Below are 16,624 nucleotides of genomic sequence, written 5' to 3'. Positions count from 1 at the left end.
ATGGTCTTCGACATCCGACTCCGCCTGTACACGCCGGCAGGGGACAAGCAGCGCGTGCTCAAGACGACGTCGATCGGGTTCAACGACCCGGACGGAGGCTCGAGCAGCATCAGGTTCACGACGAGCGAGCGCGTCGCTGGCTACCTGCCGGCACCGTTCGTCGTCGCGCTCGAGTACTCGACCGGCGGCGGCTGGGCTGAGGCTCGAAACGGCCGCTTCATCGTGACCGAGGACGCGGGCGACGCCGACGAGGAATCGAAGGCGGTCACGTTCACGGGCGTCAACTTGATCGGCTGGCTCCTCGGCCGGAACCTGCTTCACTGGACGGTCTCTGCGAAGAACGGTCAGCGCCGCTGGGACGACCGATCGGCCGGCTACATCATGAACACGTTCCTGGTGGAGGCGAAGAACCGAGGCTGGGGGCCGTACGTCTCGTACGACTTCACGGGCTCAGTCGACAGCAACGGCGCGGCGTGGCCGGCGGCCGACAAGATCGACGTCGAGCACCGACTCCTCACGTCGGCCTCGAAAGCGCTCGATGCTCTCGTGGGGGCAGGGCTGTGCGAGTGGTGGACGCAAGGGCTCGAGTTCTGCATGGGTGTCCCAGGCACGGGGGTTGACCGCACGTCCGGAGCAGGCGTCGTCCGCCTCGGGCCGCGCACGAAGAGCTCGAAGGTGCGGACGAGTTTCGACGAGGTGTTCACCCACCTGACCGTCGTTCCCGAGAAGGCGCGCTACTGGCTCTACCTGACGAACGCGGGCGCGGACACGTCGTTCGGGCGGCTCGAGGCATCGCAGTCGCAGGACGGCGTCGAGAAGCACTCTGTCGCGACGCGGCTTGCGCAGCCTGCTCTCAAGGCGGGGCGCGTCAAGCAGCGAGAGGCATCCATCACCTATGACGCCGAGGGCGCGACCTACCTGCCGTGGGTGCACTACCGTGCCGGGGACATCATCAAGGCGCGGCTCAAGGGCGGGTGGGAGAACGTTCGCGTCGTCGACCTCACCCTCGCGAAGAACGGCGACGGCGAGATTACGGTCTCTGTCGCCCTCGAGAACCGGTTCAAGAAGCTCGAGGCGAAGCTCGCGAAGCGCACGTCGAACGCCTCTGTGGCGCGGGCAGTGGGTGGCGCGAGTGCGTCTCCCATCTCGTCGACCGGCGGGCCGGCAATGCCCCGGCCCGCCGCGCCCGGCGGGCTCACCACGGTGGAGAACGTCGGCTGGGTTGGCGAAGACGGGCTGCCGCGGGCGCGCGCCGTCGTCGAGTGGCTGCCGGTCACGACGGCCGAGGACGGCTCGAGCGTCGACATCGATCAGTACGAGGTGTGGCTCAGCGGCACGAACCCAAAGCGGCTCACCGCCACCGAGGGTGTGCGCGCCGAGCTCGAGCTCACGGCGGGAATCCTCGCTTCCGTCACCGTGCGAGCTCACAGCTCGTCTGGGTGGTCGGAGCAGTCCGCGCCGCTCATCATCACCCCGGAGATGCCCTACCCGCCGGAGCCGAAGCCACCTACTGGCCTCGCGATCGCCGAGAACGTCGGCTACTTCGAGGCACGCGGCAGGTCGCGGTCGAGGGTGCGCATCGTCTGGGACGCCGTCACCGAGGGCGTCGATGACCAGCCCATCACCCTCGGCGGATACGACGTCTGGGTTGCCGTCAACGGCGGCGTACCGTTTCAGGCGCTCGCGACGAAGGGGCTCGAGGCGACCTTCGACCTTGACCCCCTCGTGCCTGTCGAGTTCACGGTGCGGGCGCAGGCGGCCGTAGGGCTGCTCGCGATCGGGCTATGGTCGCAGCCGTCGGCAGCGCTTCCCGTCGTTCCGGCGCAGGTAGTCTCCGCCCCGGAAGCGCCCTCCGACCCGGTCATCACGACAGCGCTCGGCATCGCTGTCGCCGTGTGGGACGGGCTCGTCGGCGGACACGCCCCGGTGCCGGGCTTCGCGTACGTCCAGGCTGAGTTCGCTCGTGAGGGCACCGAGGACTGGGCGCAGTTCGGCCCGCAGCTCTCGCAGGCCGGCTCGGTCACGCTGACCGGCGAGCAGGTCGGGTCGACCGTCCGCATTCGGTTCCGCTCGGTCGACACGCTCGGTGCGCTCTCAGACCCGTCGCTCGAGGCATCCGTCGTCATCGGCGGCGTCACCGGGCCGGACATCGAGGCCGGCACCATCACCGGCAATCACATCGAGGTGGGCACGATCGGCGTCACCCACCTCGAGCCATCGGTCGGGGCGAGCATCGACCTCACGGTCAATGACTCGTTCGTCATCATCGCCGGGGCCGTGGACGAGACAGCATCCGCGCTCGACGACATGCAGTCGGTCTACCGCTTCACCGCGACCGAGGCCGTCATCTCGGCGAAGGACTCGACGTTCGAGCTCGCGATGGACAACGACTCGATCGAGATTCGCGAAGGCGGCGTGCCCGTCTCGTGGTGGAACTCGGGGCAGATGTTCGTCGACTCGCTCGTGGGGAACACCGTCGTGCTCGGCAATCACCAGCTCGAGAAGTACGGCACCGGCACCGTCATGAGGGCGCTGTGAGCGCCAGAGAGGAGGCGTAGGTGGCGAGTTGGGATGCCGCCATGTGGGACGGGTACGTTCTCCGTCTCACCGTCACACAGTCTTCGCAGAGCGTTGCGAACAACACGTCTGTCGTCGCGTACTCGCTGCAGATCATCCGCCCCTCGGGGCAGGCTGACTGGTCGTCCGACCCGTCGTCGTGGGCGACGAACATCGGGGGCTCAGCCAACAGCGGGTCGAAGAGCTACGACTTCGGGTCGTACTCGGTTCTCACCCTCACGTCGGGCACCAAGACGATCACCCACAACGCGGACGGCACCAAGTCCATCAGCGTCTCGGGGTCGTTCTCGGATGCCGGAGGCCAGATCGGCTCGGCGTCCATCCCGGCGAAGACGTTCACGCTCACGACCATCCCGCGGGCGTCGAACCCCACTATGTCGGCGTCCGCGGTCGACGCGGGCGACCCGATCACGGTCGAGACGCACCGCGCGTCGTCGAGCTTCACGCACACGATCACCTACAAGATCGGGTCACTCACCGGCACGATCGCGACGAAGACCACCGCGGCCGACGTCGCGTGGACGCCGCCGCTCTCGCTCTGCGCGGCGATCCCCGCCGCCACGAGCGGGACGTGCACGATCACGGTCGAGACGTTCTCGGGGTCGACCTCGCTCGGCAAGGACACCACGAGCTTCACGCTCAGGGTGCCCTCGAGCGTGGTGCCGGACTTCTCGACCATCTCCCACTCCGAGGCGGTCGCCTCGGTGGCTGCGCAGGTCGGCGCGTACGTGAAGGGGCTCACGAAGCTCACCCTCACGATCGGGGGAGAGGCCGGTGCGTACGGTTCGACGATCACGGCCAGGAAGATCACGGTCGCCGGGCAGACGATCAACGCCGACTCGGGCACAACCCCCTCGCCGATCAACCAGTCGGGCACGGTCACGGTTACCGGAACCGTCACAGACTCGCGGGGTCGCACCCGCACGAAGACGATCAGCGTTACCGTGCTCAACTGGGCAGCGCCGACGGTCAGTCAGGCGACGATGAGGCGAGCGGCCGTCGGCGGAACGCCGCAGAACGACGGCACCACGATTCGCGTCGACCTCGGGTGCGCCGTGACCTCGCTGAACAACGGAGGCGAGAAGAACTCGCTCACGTACCGGCTGTATGTGCGGGAGCGCGGCACCACCACGTGGACACTCGCTGCAGGCCCGACGACACCAGCCGGAGTCTCGTACTCCGGGATGCTGCTCGCCTCGTCGTACGCGATCGAGGACTCGTGGGAGGTGCGGGTCGACGTCAGCGACAAGTTCGCGACGACGACGGTCCAGGGCACTGTCGCGACGGCCGCGATCGACGTGCACTTCGATGCCGGCGTCGGTGTCGGCATCGGGAAGTTCCGCGAAGAGGGAATGCTCGACGTCGCCGGCTCAGTGCGCATCGGGGCGACCGGCGACGCGTCGCTCTCATCGACGGCGCATGGGCTGCAGGTCGGCCCGACCTCGGGCCTCAACCTGATCGTCGATCAGAACGAAATCATGGCCCGCAACAACGGTGCCGCTGCGGGACTCAACCTCCAGCTCGACGGCGGACAGGTGGTCATCGGCAGCGAGACTGCGCAGGGCACCTTGCGCATCCCCGGCACCGGCGACGTCTCGCTTACGTCTACGGCGCACGGGCTGCAGCTCGGGCCGAACAGCGGCGTCAACGTCGCGATCGACAACAACGAGCTGCAGGGGCGAAACAACGGGGCCGCGAGCGCGTTCGGCATCAACGGCAGCGGCGGTGACATCAACCTCGGCAGCTCGTCGAGCGAGGTGAACATCCCGGGGCACGTCGACGCACCCGGCCAGCAGTACAACTCGGCGGCGGGAAGCGTGGCCGTCCCATCAGGGGGATCGAACATCGCCCCGTTCTACTACTCGACAGCCATCGCCGTCACCTTCCCCACCTCGCGGTTCAGCACGCCGCCGCTCGTCAACGTGTCGTACGTCGGCGTCGGCGTCGGGTTCGCGAACGCGGTCGGCGATGTCTCGTCGGGTGCGCTCGGAACCCAGACCACGGGCATGACCGTGGTCGCCGCGCGACTCAACGCAGCGTTCGGGACCGGGGGGAACGGCGTCCGAGTCCACTGGGTCGCATGGCAGCACACCGCCAGCAACGCACACGGATAGGAGTCCAATGCCCGACGAACCGATGACGCAGGAGGAATACGAAGCCTCGCTCGTGTGGCGCGACCTCATCCTCACCTGCCGCACGCCCGGCTGCGACGGCGAGGGCATCCCGGTGCCCCTCCGCACCTGCGCCGAGGTTGCGGTCTGCAACGAGTGCGGCCAGTGGATCACGGACATCGTGGTCGCCGAGCCCGCGGCATAGCCCCGCGTGTACCCCACCCACGCCTCGCCGATCGGCGGGGCGTTTCGCATACCACCGAAAGGACCAACATGGCCACCCTCGAAGCGCTCGCTCGCGCGTACGCCAACCGCTACAAGACGCCCGGCTCGGGCGAGGCGAGCTGGGATCAGATGTGCGGCTCGCTCATGTTCCGCATGTGCGACCTCTACGGCAAGGAGCCGACCGGCGACGTGCGCTCCGCGTACATCGTCTACGAGCGGTCGAGCATCGTCTCGACCGACCCCTCGAAGGCGCAGCCCGGCGACTTCCACTTCTGGGCGATCGGCGGCCGGTACAACGGACACGTCGGCCTCGACGTCCGCGGCGGCGGCAGCACCGTGTTCATGGCGACCCGCGCCGTGCGCGAGAGCCTGGGCTCCGCGATCGGCTTCCAGTCGGTGCAGGGCTACTCGAACGCCAAGGGCGCGACCTACCTCGGGTTCTCCCGCGGCTACGCGAACGGCGACGTCCTCAACTTCGAGGTCGCGAAGCCGGCGGCACCCGCCGGCAGCGGCAGCGGCCCCGCGTGGTCGTGGATGGTGCCGAGCGCCGCCGTGCAGAAGCGCGTCCAGGCGGCGGCCAAGAAGCGGAACCGCTACTTCGGCCTCGTCGACGGCAAGTGGGGCAAGGAGTCCATCAAGGCCATCCAGCGCACGATCGCGCGCGTCGGCTACGCCGGCCTCATCGACGGCATCCCCGGCCCCATGACCTGCTACTACGTGCAGGTCTACGCCAAGCGCTTCGGCAGCTACACCGGCCCCATCGACAAGAAGCTCGGCCCGAACTCGTGGGCGGGCTTCGCCCTCGGGCTCGAGCGCCCGTGACCGACGCCCGCGAGGGCGGGAAGGAGGCGATCATCCCGCCCGACCGGATCGCGACGCTCACCGAGAACGTCCACGCGATGCAGCTACAACTCGCCCTCCTCAACGAGCGGCTGCCCGCTCACATCGAGTCGACGGCAACGAAGCTCGAGGAGCACGACACGCGCCTCGGAAACCACGGCTCGCGGCTCTACGACCGTGAGAAGGAGGCGATCGAGCTCCGGGCCAAGATCGCCGAAGCGCTTCGGCTCATCGCCGAAGAGCGGGCCGCGCGCGAGGCTGCCTCGGCCGCGGCCGAGCGAAGGCGCACGCCGTGGACGGGAATCATCGCCGCCGTCGCCTCGATTATCGGCGCACTCGGAACCGTCGTCACCCTGCTCATCGTCTATGCCGCGGTCGCGCCCGCGCTCGCGGCCCTCAAGTAGAAGGGAGGGCGTTCTTTGGACGCACTCATCATCCAGATCATCCGCACTGCCGTGCCCTACCTCGTGGGCCTCGCCGTCACGTGGCTCGCGAGCATCGGCCTGAACCTCGATCCCGACATCACCGCAGCCGCCGCCGCGCAGCTCACAGTGCTCGTCGGCTCGCTCTACTACCTCGCCGTCGCGTGGCTCGAGCGCAAGTGGCGATGGTTCGGCTGGCTGCTCGGCGTCGCCCGGAAGCCGGTCTACGAGCCGCGGCGCGCGAAGCACTCGGCCGAATGAGCGGGGACTGCCCGCTGAGGCCCACGTGCCCAGCACCGTGCGGCGGATGCCCCATCCGGCCGTGAACGACCAAGCGCCCCGCCCCACCTTCACAGGTGGGGCGGGGCGCTTCTTCGTCGTGCCAGGGGTCAGGCGTGCCAGTAGTGGTTCGGGCTCGCCGAGATGTAGATGACGTTGATCCAGAGGCAGAACGCGCCGAGGATCAGGTGCAGGATCAGGCTGTGGCCCGTCTGCTGACGCGTGTAGACGGCCTGCCGCTGCACGTTGATGCTGCTCGAGGTCATTGGCCCCATCGAGTGCGTCTGCTGCGGCGGTGCCGGCGGCGGGGCGAAGTGCTCCGTCCACTGCGCGCCATTCCACCAGCGGAGACGGCCGCTGCCGTCGTCATACCAACCGGCGGGGGCGGCCGTCGTCGTCGGGGTACTCATGCTGAGAGTCTGCCAGACGCCTCCGTCTCGCGGGCGTCATCCTCGCCGAGGAGGCGGGGGAGGCGTCGCGCCGTCGCGCTCGAGCTCCTTCTGATACTCGAGCCACGTCACCTCGGCTGCCATGCGCAGATGCGGGAAGTAGCCGACGAGCCACCGATCCTCAGAACGGGGTGCCCACGTCACCGAGCGGATCATCCGCTCCTTCTGGGTGCCGAGCTCGACTACGCGGAGCACGGCGATCTTCCGGTTCCCGTCGAACAGGTACCACTCGCCATCGCGGACGGATCGGAGGTCGGGTCGCCAGTAGCGCAAGGTCGGGGTGCTCCTCTCGTTGGAGCGCGCCGGCCCGCGCGATTCGATCGTAACTCGGGGCACTGATTGCCCCCTCCGTTGGGGGCTGCCCCCCAACTTGCCCCCCAGCTCGAGCGCGCCCATCGGGTCGCGGAGCCCGGGAAACGAAGAAACCCCCGGAAGACCGGGGGTTTCTCTTGGTGGGCGATGCCGGGCTCGAACCGACGACCTCTTCCGTGTGAAGGAAGCGCGCTACCAGCTGCGCCAATCGCCCAAGTGGGTTTCGGTCTCCGTTGCGGTGACCGGACTCGATACTAGCCGACGGAGCAGGGCGAATGCACATCGAGCTGCCGCCGGGCGCGGCGCGGGGGTGCCGCTTCGATCGACACGCCCGGGAATCATGGGACGAATGGCACTGTGACCGGGGAGAACATCGCGCGAGGCCCGCTCGGTTTGTGAATCGCTCGAAGTGTGTATAAAGTCTTCTCTGCACGCAGAAATGCGGAGCAACGCGGATGTGGCGCAGTTGGTAGCGCATCACCTTGCCAAGGTGAGGGTCGCGAGTTCGAGTCTCGTCATCCGCTCTGATCAGGGTCGGGCGAAAGCCCGGCTCCTGTTCTTTGGTGGTGAACCCATGAACGGTGGATTGGCCGAGAGGCGAGGCAGCGGCCTGCAAAGCCGTATACACGGGTTCGAATCCCGTATCCACCTCCAAGCCGAGATCCTCCCATCTCGACTCGGGCGATTGGCGCAGCGGTAGCGCGCTTCCCTGACACGGAAGAGGTCACTGGTTCGATCCCAGTATCGCCCACCACAATGAAGGCCCCGGCTCAGCCGGGGCTTTTCTCGTCGCTGCGGCGACCGCAGTGCGAGGTTCGGCGCTGGCGCGAGACATCCCCGTCGCGGCGAGCCGGAGCGGTGGGTCGGAGCGGTGGGCCGGACCCCGGTGACCGGCTTTCGCTTTCACCGGGATCCGGTGGGCCGACATGGTCGGTCCACGGGGAATTGTCCCCCGAATCACCTACTTCGGGGTACACCCCCGTTCGGGGCAATCGGTTGCGGGGCGGTGCGACCCGGGTCCAACCGGTCTGCACCGCCCGCGGCGTCAGGGCTGCGCCCAGGCGCCCGGTGCAGGCGGCGCGACGACCGGCGGCCGGTCGTCGCACGTGATCGTGTTCGGGAGCTCCCACGGTGCGAGCCACGGTCCCGTCGTGCCGCCGCCGTCGTTGCCGCCGAGATCGGCGACCGAGAACTCCGAGCCCGATGGCGGGAAGTTGAACGCGCCGCAGTTGTGATGCCGACCGCGCCGACGTTGCGCGCGTCGACGTTCTCGAACGAGGCGCTGCCGGCCGTCCGGGCGCTGAGCACGGAGGTGCCCGTGCCGTCGATGCGGAGGTCGCGGAATGCGACGTGCTCGATCCGGTGGCGGTTCTTCACAGGCCAGTCGGTCACGAGCATGATCGCGTTGTAGGTGCTGTCGAGGTAGTGGTCGCCCGACACCGTGATGTCTGCCCCCTCGATCGACCGGTCGAGTGCGAAGAACCAGATCGCGCCGAGCCCGATGTTCCAGTTCAGCTCGTACGTGCCGGCGCGCACCGTCGTGTTGTCGGTGATCGCGAGCGTGCCGGCGAACGCCTCGGCACCGAAGCGGGCTCCGATGTGGATGCCGCTGCCTTCGCGGATCGGGTCGGCGACGAGGTTGCCGGAGACGGTGTTGTCGGTGCCGCCGTAGATCGCGATGCCGTTCGCGAGGGTCGGCGTCTGCACCGTGTTGCGTGCGAAGGCGTTGCGGGCGTTCGCGGTGCCCTCCGACCACATCGCGAGCGCGTCGTCGCCGGTGTTGCGGACGAAGTTGTGCTCGACGAGCGAGTCGGTGACGCCGCGGTGCAGGTTCAGTCCGTCGGCGACCTGGTCGACGATGATGTTGTCGCGCACCACGAGGCCGCTCATCGGGCCGTCGAACCACATTCCGACCTTGGTGTGCTCGATGTACAGCCCCTCGATCGTCGAGTCGCTCATCGCGCCCCCGACGCCGTTCACCTGGTCGGTGTCGATCCGCTCGGCGACGTCGCCGCGAACGGTGAAGCCCGACAGGTGCACGTTCGTGCTGCCGCCGTCCGACGCGTCCTTGCCGTAGAAGCCGACGCCCGTGTGCACCGAGCCGTCGGGTGAGGGCTCGTCGAGTGCGACCTCGGAACCGCGGACGACGGTGTACCAGCTGCCGGCCCCCTCGATCGTGACGTCGTCGACGATGATGTGGCGATCGACGCGGAAGGTTCCGGGCGGAAGGTACACCGGCACGTCCTTGCGCTTGGCGAACGCGATCGCGCGGTCGATCGCATCGGCGGCGTCGCGCCGCCCGGTGGGGTCGGCGCCGAACGCGAGCACGTTGGCGGCCTCGACGCGGACGTGCGGCGCCCCGACGAACTCGGTGTCGACGAGGTCGATCGTCGTGAGCGCGGCGCTCGAGCCCGCGGGGGCGGTGAGCCGGAGGATGTCGCCCGCCCGGTAGGTCTTCTTGAGCAGCAGGCGCTGCTCGTCGTAGAAGTGCATCGGGCGGAACGGCTTCTGCACCTCGAACCCGTCGCCCGGCACGCAGCCGCACTCGGTAATCCACCAGTCGGGGTGGAGGAGCCCGGCGTTCGGATCGTTCGTGAACGGGTACTGGTTGTAGAGCCACGAGTACTCGCTGGTGAGGGTCATCGAGCGCTGCTGCTTGCCGTTGACCGTGACCTCGAGCGGAGCCTCGATGCCGCCGCCGCCCGGCGCGTCGGGGATGGAGTAGCGCACCGTGATGGCGTTCGTGCGCTCCGGCAGCGCGAACTCGACGTATTCGCCAGGGGCGAGCTGCACGGCCGACCGACCGGAGGCCTCGGCCGCGAGGGTGTAGGCGTCCCGGGCCGGTTCGAGGACCGTGCCGTTCGTCGTCGCGTGCTCGGCCTCCTGCTCGAGGAAGGCCACGTCGGCGCCGCGGCCGGCGACGAGCGCCGGGTCGAGCCCGGCGCGGGTGACGTGCACGGCGGCTGCCGGGGGCGTCGAGGCCGGTGCGGCGATCGCCGCGGCGGGGGCGGTGAGGAGCGCCGTCGCGGCGACGGCGATCACGATGGTCGCGGCGGCGGCGGCGCCGCTCGATCGTATCGATGAGGTGGGGGAGCGGCGGGTCATGTCGGCACGGGTCCTCTCGAGTCGTGTGCGCCATCGGACAGCTCGCGGGCACTGCACGGCCCGGATGCGGCCGACTGTAGGAGCGCGGCCCGATGTCGCACAAGGCACTGATGTGAAATGTCGACGAAGTGTCGAGTTCTTGCGCGATCGGACGCAAGCGGGCGCAAGCCCTCGTGCGCCGAGGCATCCGATCGCACGCAACTCGGCGCAAGCCGTGCGCCGGAGCGAGGGTCGGCGGCCGACTACAGTTGAAGGGTTCGTTTCAAGAGAATCCAAGGAGTGGATCCAGGTGGCTGACGGCTTCGAGCTCTTCACCGACCGATCCGTTGTCGCGATGCGCGTCAACGGCGAGCTCAAGGACCTCGCCACGACGGTGACGGACGCCGACGTCGTCGAACCGGTCACCATCGACTCGCCCGACGGCCTGAACATCCTGCGCCACTCGACTGCGCACGTCCTGGCGCAGGCCGTGCAGAACGTCAACCCCGAGGCGAAGCTCGGCATCGGTCCGCCCGTCACCGACGGCTTCTACTACGACTTCGACGTCGAAGAGGCGTTCTCGACCGACGATCTGAAGGCCCTCGACAAGGAGATGGCGCGCATCATCCGTGCCGGCCAGCGCTTCGTGCGCCGGGTCGTCACCGACGACGAGGCGCGCGCCGAGCTCGCGAACGAGCCGTACAAGCTCGAGCTCATCGGGCTCAAGGGGGCGGCTTCGACCGGCGGTGACAACGAGAACGTCGAGGTCGGCGCGGGCGAGCTGACGATCTACGACAACGTCGACCCCAAGACCGGCGAGGTCGCCTGGAAGGACCTGTGCCGCGGACCCCACCTGCCGAACACCCGCATGATCGGCAACGGATGGGCGCTGCAGCGCGTCGCCGGCGCCTACTGGCGCGGCAGCGAGAAGAACCCGCAGCTCCAGCGCATCTACGGCACCGCATGGCCGACGAAGGACGAGCTGCGTGCGTACCAGCACCGCCTGGAGGAGGCGGCCAAGCGCGACCACCGCAAGCTCGGCAAGGAGCTCGACCTGTTCAGCTTCCCCGACGAGATCGGCTCGGGCCTGTCGGTGTGGCACCCCAAGGGCGGCATCGTGCGCGGTGAGATGGAGCAGCACGCCCGTCGCCGCCACGTCGAGGGCGGCTACACCTACGTGTACACGCCCCACATCTCGAAGGAGGACCTCTTCCTCCAGTCGAACCACCTGGTCACCTATCGCGAGGGGATGTTCCCGCCCATCGTCATGGACGAGGAGCGCGACGCCGAGGGCAACGTCACGAAGCAGGGCCAGGACTACTACCTGAAGCCGATGAACTGCCCGATGCACATCCTCATCTACAAGGAGCGCGCGCGCAGCTACCGCGACCTGCCGATGCGGCTCGCGGAGAACGGCACCGTGTACCGCAACGAGCTCTCGGGCGCCCTGCACGGCCTCACTCGCGTGCGCGGGTTCACCCAGGACGACTCCCACCTGTTCGTCACCCCCGAGCAGCTCGAGGAGGAGACGACCCGCGTGCTCGAGTTCGTCATCTCGATGCTGCGCGACTTCGGCCTCGAGGACTTCGAGCTCGAGCTCTCGATGCGCGACGACGAGAAGTCGAAGTGGATCGGTACCGACGAGTTCTGGGAGTACTCGACGAACGCGCTGCGCAACGTCGCCCTCGCGAGCGGGCTGAAGCTGACCGAGGTGCCCGGCGAGGCGGCGTTCTACGGCCCGAAGATCGACCTCAAGACCCGCGACGCGATCGGTCGCACCTGGCAGCTGTCGACCGTGCAGGTCGACCCCAACCTGCCCGAGCGGTTCGAGCTCGAGTACATGGGCCCCGACGGCGAGAAGCACCGGCCGATCATGATCCACCGAGCGCTGTTCGGCTCGATCGAGCGCTTCTTCGCGATCCTGCTCGAGCACTATGCCGGGGTCTTCCCGGTGTGGCTCGCGCCGGTGCAGGTCGTCGGCATTCCCGTCGCCGACGAGTACGCGCCGTATCTCGGGGCGATCATCGAGCAGCTGAAGGGCTTCGGCGTGCGCGCCGAGCTCGACGTGAGCGACGATCGCATGCAGAAGAAGATCCGCACCCACACCACCCAGAAGGTGCCGTTCCAGCTCATCGCGGGAGACAACGACCGCTCGGGCGAGACGGTCAGCTTCCGGTTCCGCGACGGCAGCCAGGAGAACGGGGTGCCGATCGCCCGGGCGATCGACCTCGTGCGAGCGGCGATCGCCGACCACCGCCAGGTCACCACCCGCGACGACCTCTTCGCATGACCAGCTACGGGGCCGACGAGTTCGACGGGGTGCCCACGGATGCCTCGGCCGACCTGGCCGGCGTGCCCGACGCGTTCCAGCGACTCTGGACCCCGCATCGGCTCGTCTACATCCAGCAGGGCCAGCAGCCCGACGAGCACGCCTGCCCGTTCTGCCGAGCGCCCGAGATGAGCGACGAGCAGTCGCTCATCGTCGCGCGCGGGGAGCACGCCTACGTCCTGCTCAACCTGTTCCCCTACAACTCGGGCCACCTGCTGGTCTGCCCGTACCGCCACATCGCGACCTACGACGAGGCGAACGCCGACGAGGTCGCCGAGATCGGCGAGCTCACGCAGACCGCCATGCGCGTCGTCAAGCAGGTCTCGAAGTGCGACGGGTTCAACATCGGCATGAACCAGGGGCGCATCGCGGGTGCCGGCATCGCCGAGCACCTGCACCAGCACATCGTGCCGCGCTGGGCGCTCGACTCGAACTTCTTCCCGATCATCGCGGGCACGAAGGCGCTGCCGCGGCTGCTCGGCGAGGTGCGGCAGGAGATCGCGGACGGCTGGCCCGCCCCGGCCGGATAGGCCTCCGGTCGGTCGAGTGGCGACGGAGCGGCGTCTCGAGACCATCGCGGGATGGTCTCGAGTCGGCGCCTCGCGCCTGCTCGACCGACCTCGGGTCAGCGAACCTGCCGCACCTCGAACTGCATGCGCGGATTCGCGTAGAACTCCTGCGACTCGACGAGCTGCAGCTCGCGTTCGCCCGACTCGTGCGTGGTCGCCAGCAGGTCGTAGACGCTCGAGATCGTGCGGGCGAGGGCATCGGCGGCGTCGCCCGTGCGGCGATAGTGCGCGGTGAAGAGCGCCGCCGTGACATCCCCTGAGCCGTTCGCCTTGAGCGGCAGGTGCGGGGTCTGCGCGAGCCATGCGCCGCGCTCGTCGACCGCGAGCATCTCGATCGTGCCGGGCGTGCGGTCGGGCCGCTCGACGCTCGTGACGAGCACCGTCGACGGCCCCGACGCGCGCGCCAGGTCGACCGACGCGAGGGTGGACTCGAGCGTGTCGGGTTCGGTGCCGGTCAGGTAGCCGAGTTCGAACTGGTTCGGGGTGATGAGGTCGGCCGCCGGCACGACGCGCTCGCGGAGCAGCACCGGGATCGCGGGGGCGACGAAGCATCCCGACTTCGCGTTGCCCATCACGGGGTCGCAGGCGTAGATCGCCGACGGGTTCGCCGCCTTCACCCGCGACACGGCGTCGAGGATGACGTCGGCGATGCCGTCGCTGCCCTGGTAGCCGCTCAGCACGACGTCGATGCCGCCGAGCACGCCGCGCTCCTCGATGCCCGTGATGACCTCGCGGACGTCGTCGGGGGAGATGAGAGGCCCGCGCCAGGCGCCGTAGCCGGTGTGGTTCGAGAAGTTCACCGTGTAGACGGGGAGCACCTCGACGCCGATGCGCTGCAGGGGGAACACGGCCGCGGAGTTGCCGACGTGGCCGTAGGCGACCGCCGACTGGATCGAGAGGATCTTCACCGTTCGATCATCGCATCTCCGACGAGCGCGCCCGCGCGACGGGTGCCCCCGGGCTCGACACCGCTCGGATCGAGGCCGCGACGTCGGCCGCGAGCTTCGCCAGGTCGGCATCGTCGAGATCGTGCACCGTGAGCCGCAGCCGATCCGACGGCGCCCGGTCGCCGAGGGCGAACTCGTCGCCGGGTCGGGCCAGCCAGCCCCGGCGCATGAGCTGCTCGGCGACGTCCCTGGCCGGAGCGTCGAGCCCCACCCAGACGTTGAGCCCGTCGCCCGGGGCCGTCGGCACGCCGGCCGCCGTCAGCAGTGCTGCGAACTCGGCGTTCCGGGCGGCGTAGTGCTCGCCTGCGGTGCGGATGCCATGGGCGACGGCCGGGTCGGTCGCCAGCGCGTGCACGAGGCGCTGCAGCAGATGGCTCACCCACGTCGTGCCCGGAGTCAGCCGCATCGCGAGGCGGTCGGCGGTCTCGGGGTCGGAGGCGGACACCGCCAGGCACATGTCGGGGCCGAGGAATTTCGAGACGGACCGCACGAGCGCCCAGCGGCGGTGCTCGGGGCCGATCAGCGAATGGAACGGCTGACACGAGAGGAGCGAGTAGTGGTCGTCCTCGATGACGAGCACGTACGGGTGGTCGCGCAGCACGGCGCGCAGTTCGGCAGCGCGTGCGGCCGTGAGGCTCGCACCGGTCGGGTTCTGGGCGCGCGGCGTGCAGATGACGGCGCGCACCCCCTGCTCGAGCGCGGCGCGCAGCCCGTCGACCGTCATGCCCTCCTCGTCGACGGCCACCGGCACGGGGCGGTAGCCGGCGACCCGCACCGTGTGGATGCTCGTGAGGAAGCACGGATCTTCGAGGGCGACGGCGTCGTCGCGCGTGAGCGCCTGCGCGAGCAGCCGCTCGACCGCGTCGGCGGCACCGCTCGTGACGGTCAGGCGCATCGGGGTGCCGGGTGGGAGGTCGCCGCGCATCCAGTCGTCGGCCCAGCGTTCGAGTCCGGGGTCGATGACCGGTTCGCCGTAGAGCACCGGGCGTCGGGCGATGCTCGCGAGCACCGGCGAGGGATCGGGGATGCGCGAGGCATCCGGATTGCCCGTGCCGATGTCGCGCAGCGCGGTGTCGGCGGCGAAGCCCTCCTGGGCGACGGGTGCCGAGCCCGCGACGCGGGTGCCGCCACGGCCGAGCGTCACGACGATGCCCGCGCTGGTGAGTTGCCGGTATGCGGCCACGGCGGTGTTGCGATTGACGCCGAGTTGCTCGGCGAGGCTGCGCACCGGTGGGAGCACGTCGCCCGGGCGCAGTGCCCCGCGCTCGACCAGGGCGCGCAGGCTCTCCGCGATCTCAGCCGCCGATCGTCCCTCGATGTCGATGATCACGTCACCGCCCTTTCGTCGTTCTCCGACCATGCTATCTTTTGGCCTAGGTCAATCATTCCGTTGGTCTGTTCTGAAGCGCGAGTCGCTGCGCGCTCATCGAAAGGATTCCCCGTGACCGTACCCGAGACGGGCTCGAGCCGCGTGAAGCGCGGCCTCGCCGAGATGCTGAAGGGCGGCGTCATCATGGACGTCGTCACCCCCGAGCAGGCCCGCATCGCCGAGGACGCCGGCGCGGTCGCCGTGATGGCGCTCGAGCGCGTGCCCGCCGACATCCGCGCCCAGGGCGGCGTCGCCCGCATGAGCGACCCCGACCTCATCGAGGCGATCATCGCCGAGGTCTCGATCCCCGTCATGGCGAAGGCCCGCATCGGTCACTTCGTCGAGGCGCAGGTGCTGCAGGCCCTCGACGTGGACTACATCGACGAGTCAGAGGTGCTCTCGCCCGCCGACTACGTCAACCACATCGACAAGTGGAACTTCACGGTGCCGTTCGTCTGCGGTGCGACCAACCTCGGCGAGGCGCTCCGCCGCATCAACGAGGGTGCGGCGATGATCCGCTCGAAGGGCGAGGCCGGCACCGGCGACGTCTCCGAGGCGACGAAGCACATCCGCAAGATCACCTCCGAGATCAACGCGCTCTCGTCGATGACGAAGGACGAGCTGTACGTCGCCGCGAAGGAGCTGCAGGCGCCGTACGAGCTCGTCGCCGAGGTCGCCGAGACCGGCAAGCTGCCGGTCGTGCTGTTCACCGCGGGCGGCGTCGCGACGCCGGCCGACGCGGCCATGATGATGCAGCTGGGGGCCGACGGCGTCTTCGTCGGCTCGGGCATCTTCAAGTCGGGCAACCCCGAGGCCCGCGCCGCCGCGGTCGTCAAGGCCACGACGTTCTACGACGACCCCTCGGTCATCGCCGACGTGTCGCGCGGCCTCGGCGAGGCGATGGTCGGCATCAACGTCGGCGACCTGCCCGCGCCGCACCGACTCGCCGAGCGCGGCTGGTGACGACGACCCTGCGAGCCGGCTCCGTCGACGCGGGGCCGGCCACGGCCGGACCCCCCGGCGGCGGGGGGGGCCCGCCGGGGGCCGTGCGCGCGGCCCCGCCCGGGGGCGCCGCCGGGGGGGGGGGCGGGCACCGCGGGGGACCGGCCCC

At 69.3% G+C, this 16,624-nt stretch carries 14 protein-coding genes and 4 tRNA genes; 12 read left to right on the top strand and 6 right to left on the bottom strand.

What is annotated here, in order from left to right; all coding sequences use genetic code 11:
* From ACFWGP_RS05330 to ACFWGP_RS05305, 6 genes are all read left to right on the top strand, one after another.
* Positions 1-2,538, top strand: a complete 2,538-nt coding sequence (locus ACFWGP_RS05330; protein WP_376930265.1) for a hypothetical protein — start codon at positions 1-3, stop codon at positions 2,536-2,538.
* A 20-nt stretch (positions 2,539-2,558) separates the two neighbouring features.
* Complete coding sequence (locus ACFWGP_RS05325) at positions 2,559-4,691, top strand: DUF859 family phage minor structural protein (protein WP_376930264.1); 2,133 nt, start codon at positions 2,559-2,561, stop codon at positions 4,689-4,691.
* A gap of 7 nt (positions 4,692-4,698) precedes the next feature.
* Positions 4,699-4,893: a hypothetical protein gene (locus tag ACFWGP_RS05320; protein ID WP_376930263.1), complete on the top strand. Its 195-nt coding sequence runs from the start codon at positions 4,699-4,701 to the stop codon at positions 4,891-4,893.
* Between the two features lie 68 nt (positions 4,894-4,961).
* Positions 4,962-5,735, top strand: a complete 774-nt coding sequence (locus tag ACFWGP_RS05315) for a hypothetical protein (protein ID WP_376930262.1) — start codon at positions 4,962-4,964, stop codon at positions 5,733-5,735.
* On the top strand, positions 5,732-6,157 hold the full coding sequence (locus tag ACFWGP_RS05310) for a hypothetical protein (RefSeq protein ID WP_376930261.1): 426 nt from the start codon (positions 5,732-5,734) through the stop codon (positions 6,155-6,157). Before ACFWGP_RS05315 ends, ACFWGP_RS05310 begins: the two co-directional genes overlap by 4 nt.
* Positions 6,158-6,172: 15 nt before the next feature.
* A complete protein-coding gene (locus tag ACFWGP_RS05305) occupies positions 6,173-6,436 on the top strand; it encodes a hypothetical protein (RefSeq protein WP_376930260.1) in 264 nt (87 codons plus the stop codon).
* A gap of 128 nt (positions 6,437-6,564) precedes the next feature.
* On the opposite strand, the gene ACFWGP_RS05300 is transcribed toward ACFWGP_RS05305, so the two are convergent.
* The 3 genes from ACFWGP_RS05300 to ACFWGP_RS05290 form a co-directional block, all read right to left on the bottom strand.
* Positions 6,565-6,864, bottom strand: coding sequence for a DUF2510 domain-containing protein (locus ACFWGP_RS05300; RefSeq protein ID WP_376930259.1), 300 nt, complete (start codon positions 6,862-6,864; stop codon positions 6,565-6,567).
* A 36-nt stretch (positions 6,865-6,900) separates the two neighbouring features.
* Positions 6,901-7,176, bottom strand: a complete 276-nt coding sequence (locus ACFWGP_RS05295) for a hypothetical protein (protein ID WP_376930258.1) — start codon at positions 7,174-7,176, stop codon at positions 6,901-6,903.
* Positions 7,177-7,353: 177 nt separating this feature from the next.
* Positions 7,354-7,429 (bottom strand) — tRNA-Val (locus ACFWGP_RS05290).
* 237 nt (positions 7,430-7,666) lie between these two features.
* Here ACFWGP_RS05290 and ACFWGP_RS05285 point away from each other — a divergent pair.
* From ACFWGP_RS05285 to ACFWGP_RS05275, 3 genes are all read left to right on the top strand, one after another.
* Positions 7,667-7,739: transfer RNA gene (locus tag ACFWGP_RS05285), tRNA-Gly, on the top strand.
* 56 nt (positions 7,740-7,795) lie between these two features.
* Positions 7,796-7,869, top strand: a tRNA-Cys gene (locus tag ACFWGP_RS05280).
* Between the two features lie 25 nt (positions 7,870-7,894).
* Positions 7,895-7,969 (top strand) — tRNA-Val (locus tag ACFWGP_RS05275).
* A 203-nt stretch (positions 7,970-8,172) separates the two neighbouring features.
* Here the strand turns inward: ACFWGP_RS05275 and ACFWGP_RS05270 are convergent.
* Complete coding sequence (locus tag ACFWGP_RS05270; RefSeq protein WP_376930257.1) at positions 8,173-10,320, bottom strand: glycosyl hydrolase family 28-related protein; 2,148 nt, start codon at positions 10,318-10,320, stop codon at positions 8,173-8,175.
* A gap of 334 nt (positions 10,321-10,654) precedes the next feature.
* On the opposite strand from ACFWGP_RS05270, the gene thrS reads away from it, so the two are divergent.
* Entirely contained in the window at positions 10,655-12,589 is a 1,935-nt protein-coding gene (gene thrS / locus ACFWGP_RS05265) for a threonine--tRNA ligase (protein ID WP_275506966.1), read from the top strand.
* A complete protein-coding gene (locus ACFWGP_RS05260) occupies positions 12,586-13,158 on the top strand; it encodes an HIT domain-containing protein (protein ID WP_231430864.1) in 573 nt (190 codons plus the stop codon). Before thrS ends, ACFWGP_RS05260 begins: the two co-directional genes overlap by 4 nt.
* A 95-nt stretch (positions 13,159-13,253) precedes the next feature.
* Here ACFWGP_RS05260 and pdxY read toward each other — a convergent pair whose 3' ends face one another.
* Both pdxY and ACFWGP_RS05250 read right to left on the bottom strand, forming a co-directional pair.
* Positions 13,254-14,105 (bottom strand): pyridoxal kinase PdxY, encoded by an 852-nt coding sequence (pdxY, locus tag ACFWGP_RS05255; protein ID WP_231430865.1) that lies wholly within the window; start codon positions 14,103-14,105, stop codon positions 13,254-13,256.
* A 7-nt stretch (positions 14,106-14,112) separates the two neighbouring features.
* Positions 14,113-15,474: an aminotransferase class I/II-fold pyridoxal phosphate-dependent enzyme gene (locus tag ACFWGP_RS05250; protein WP_376930256.1), complete on the bottom strand. Its 1,362-nt coding sequence runs from the start codon at positions 15,472-15,474 to the stop codon at positions 14,113-14,115.
* A gap of 111 nt (positions 15,475-15,585) precedes the next feature.
* Here ACFWGP_RS05250 and pdxS point away from each other — a divergent pair, with 111 nt between their 5' ends.
* Positions 15,586-16,476 (top strand): pyridoxal 5'-phosphate synthase lyase subunit PdxS, encoded by an 891-nt coding sequence (gene pdxS / locus ACFWGP_RS05245; protein ID WP_275506905.1) that lies wholly within the window; start codon positions 15,586-15,588, stop codon positions 16,474-16,476.
* Positions 16,477-16,624 lie beyond the last annotated feature (148 nt).

This window comes from Agromyces sp. NPDC127015 (genome assembly GCF_042725165.1).
GTDB lineage: Bacteria > Actinomycetota > Actinomycetes > Actinomycetales > Microbacteriaceae > Agromyces > Agromyces chromiiresistens.
This window is presented reverse-complemented; position numbering and strand designations above follow the sequence as displayed.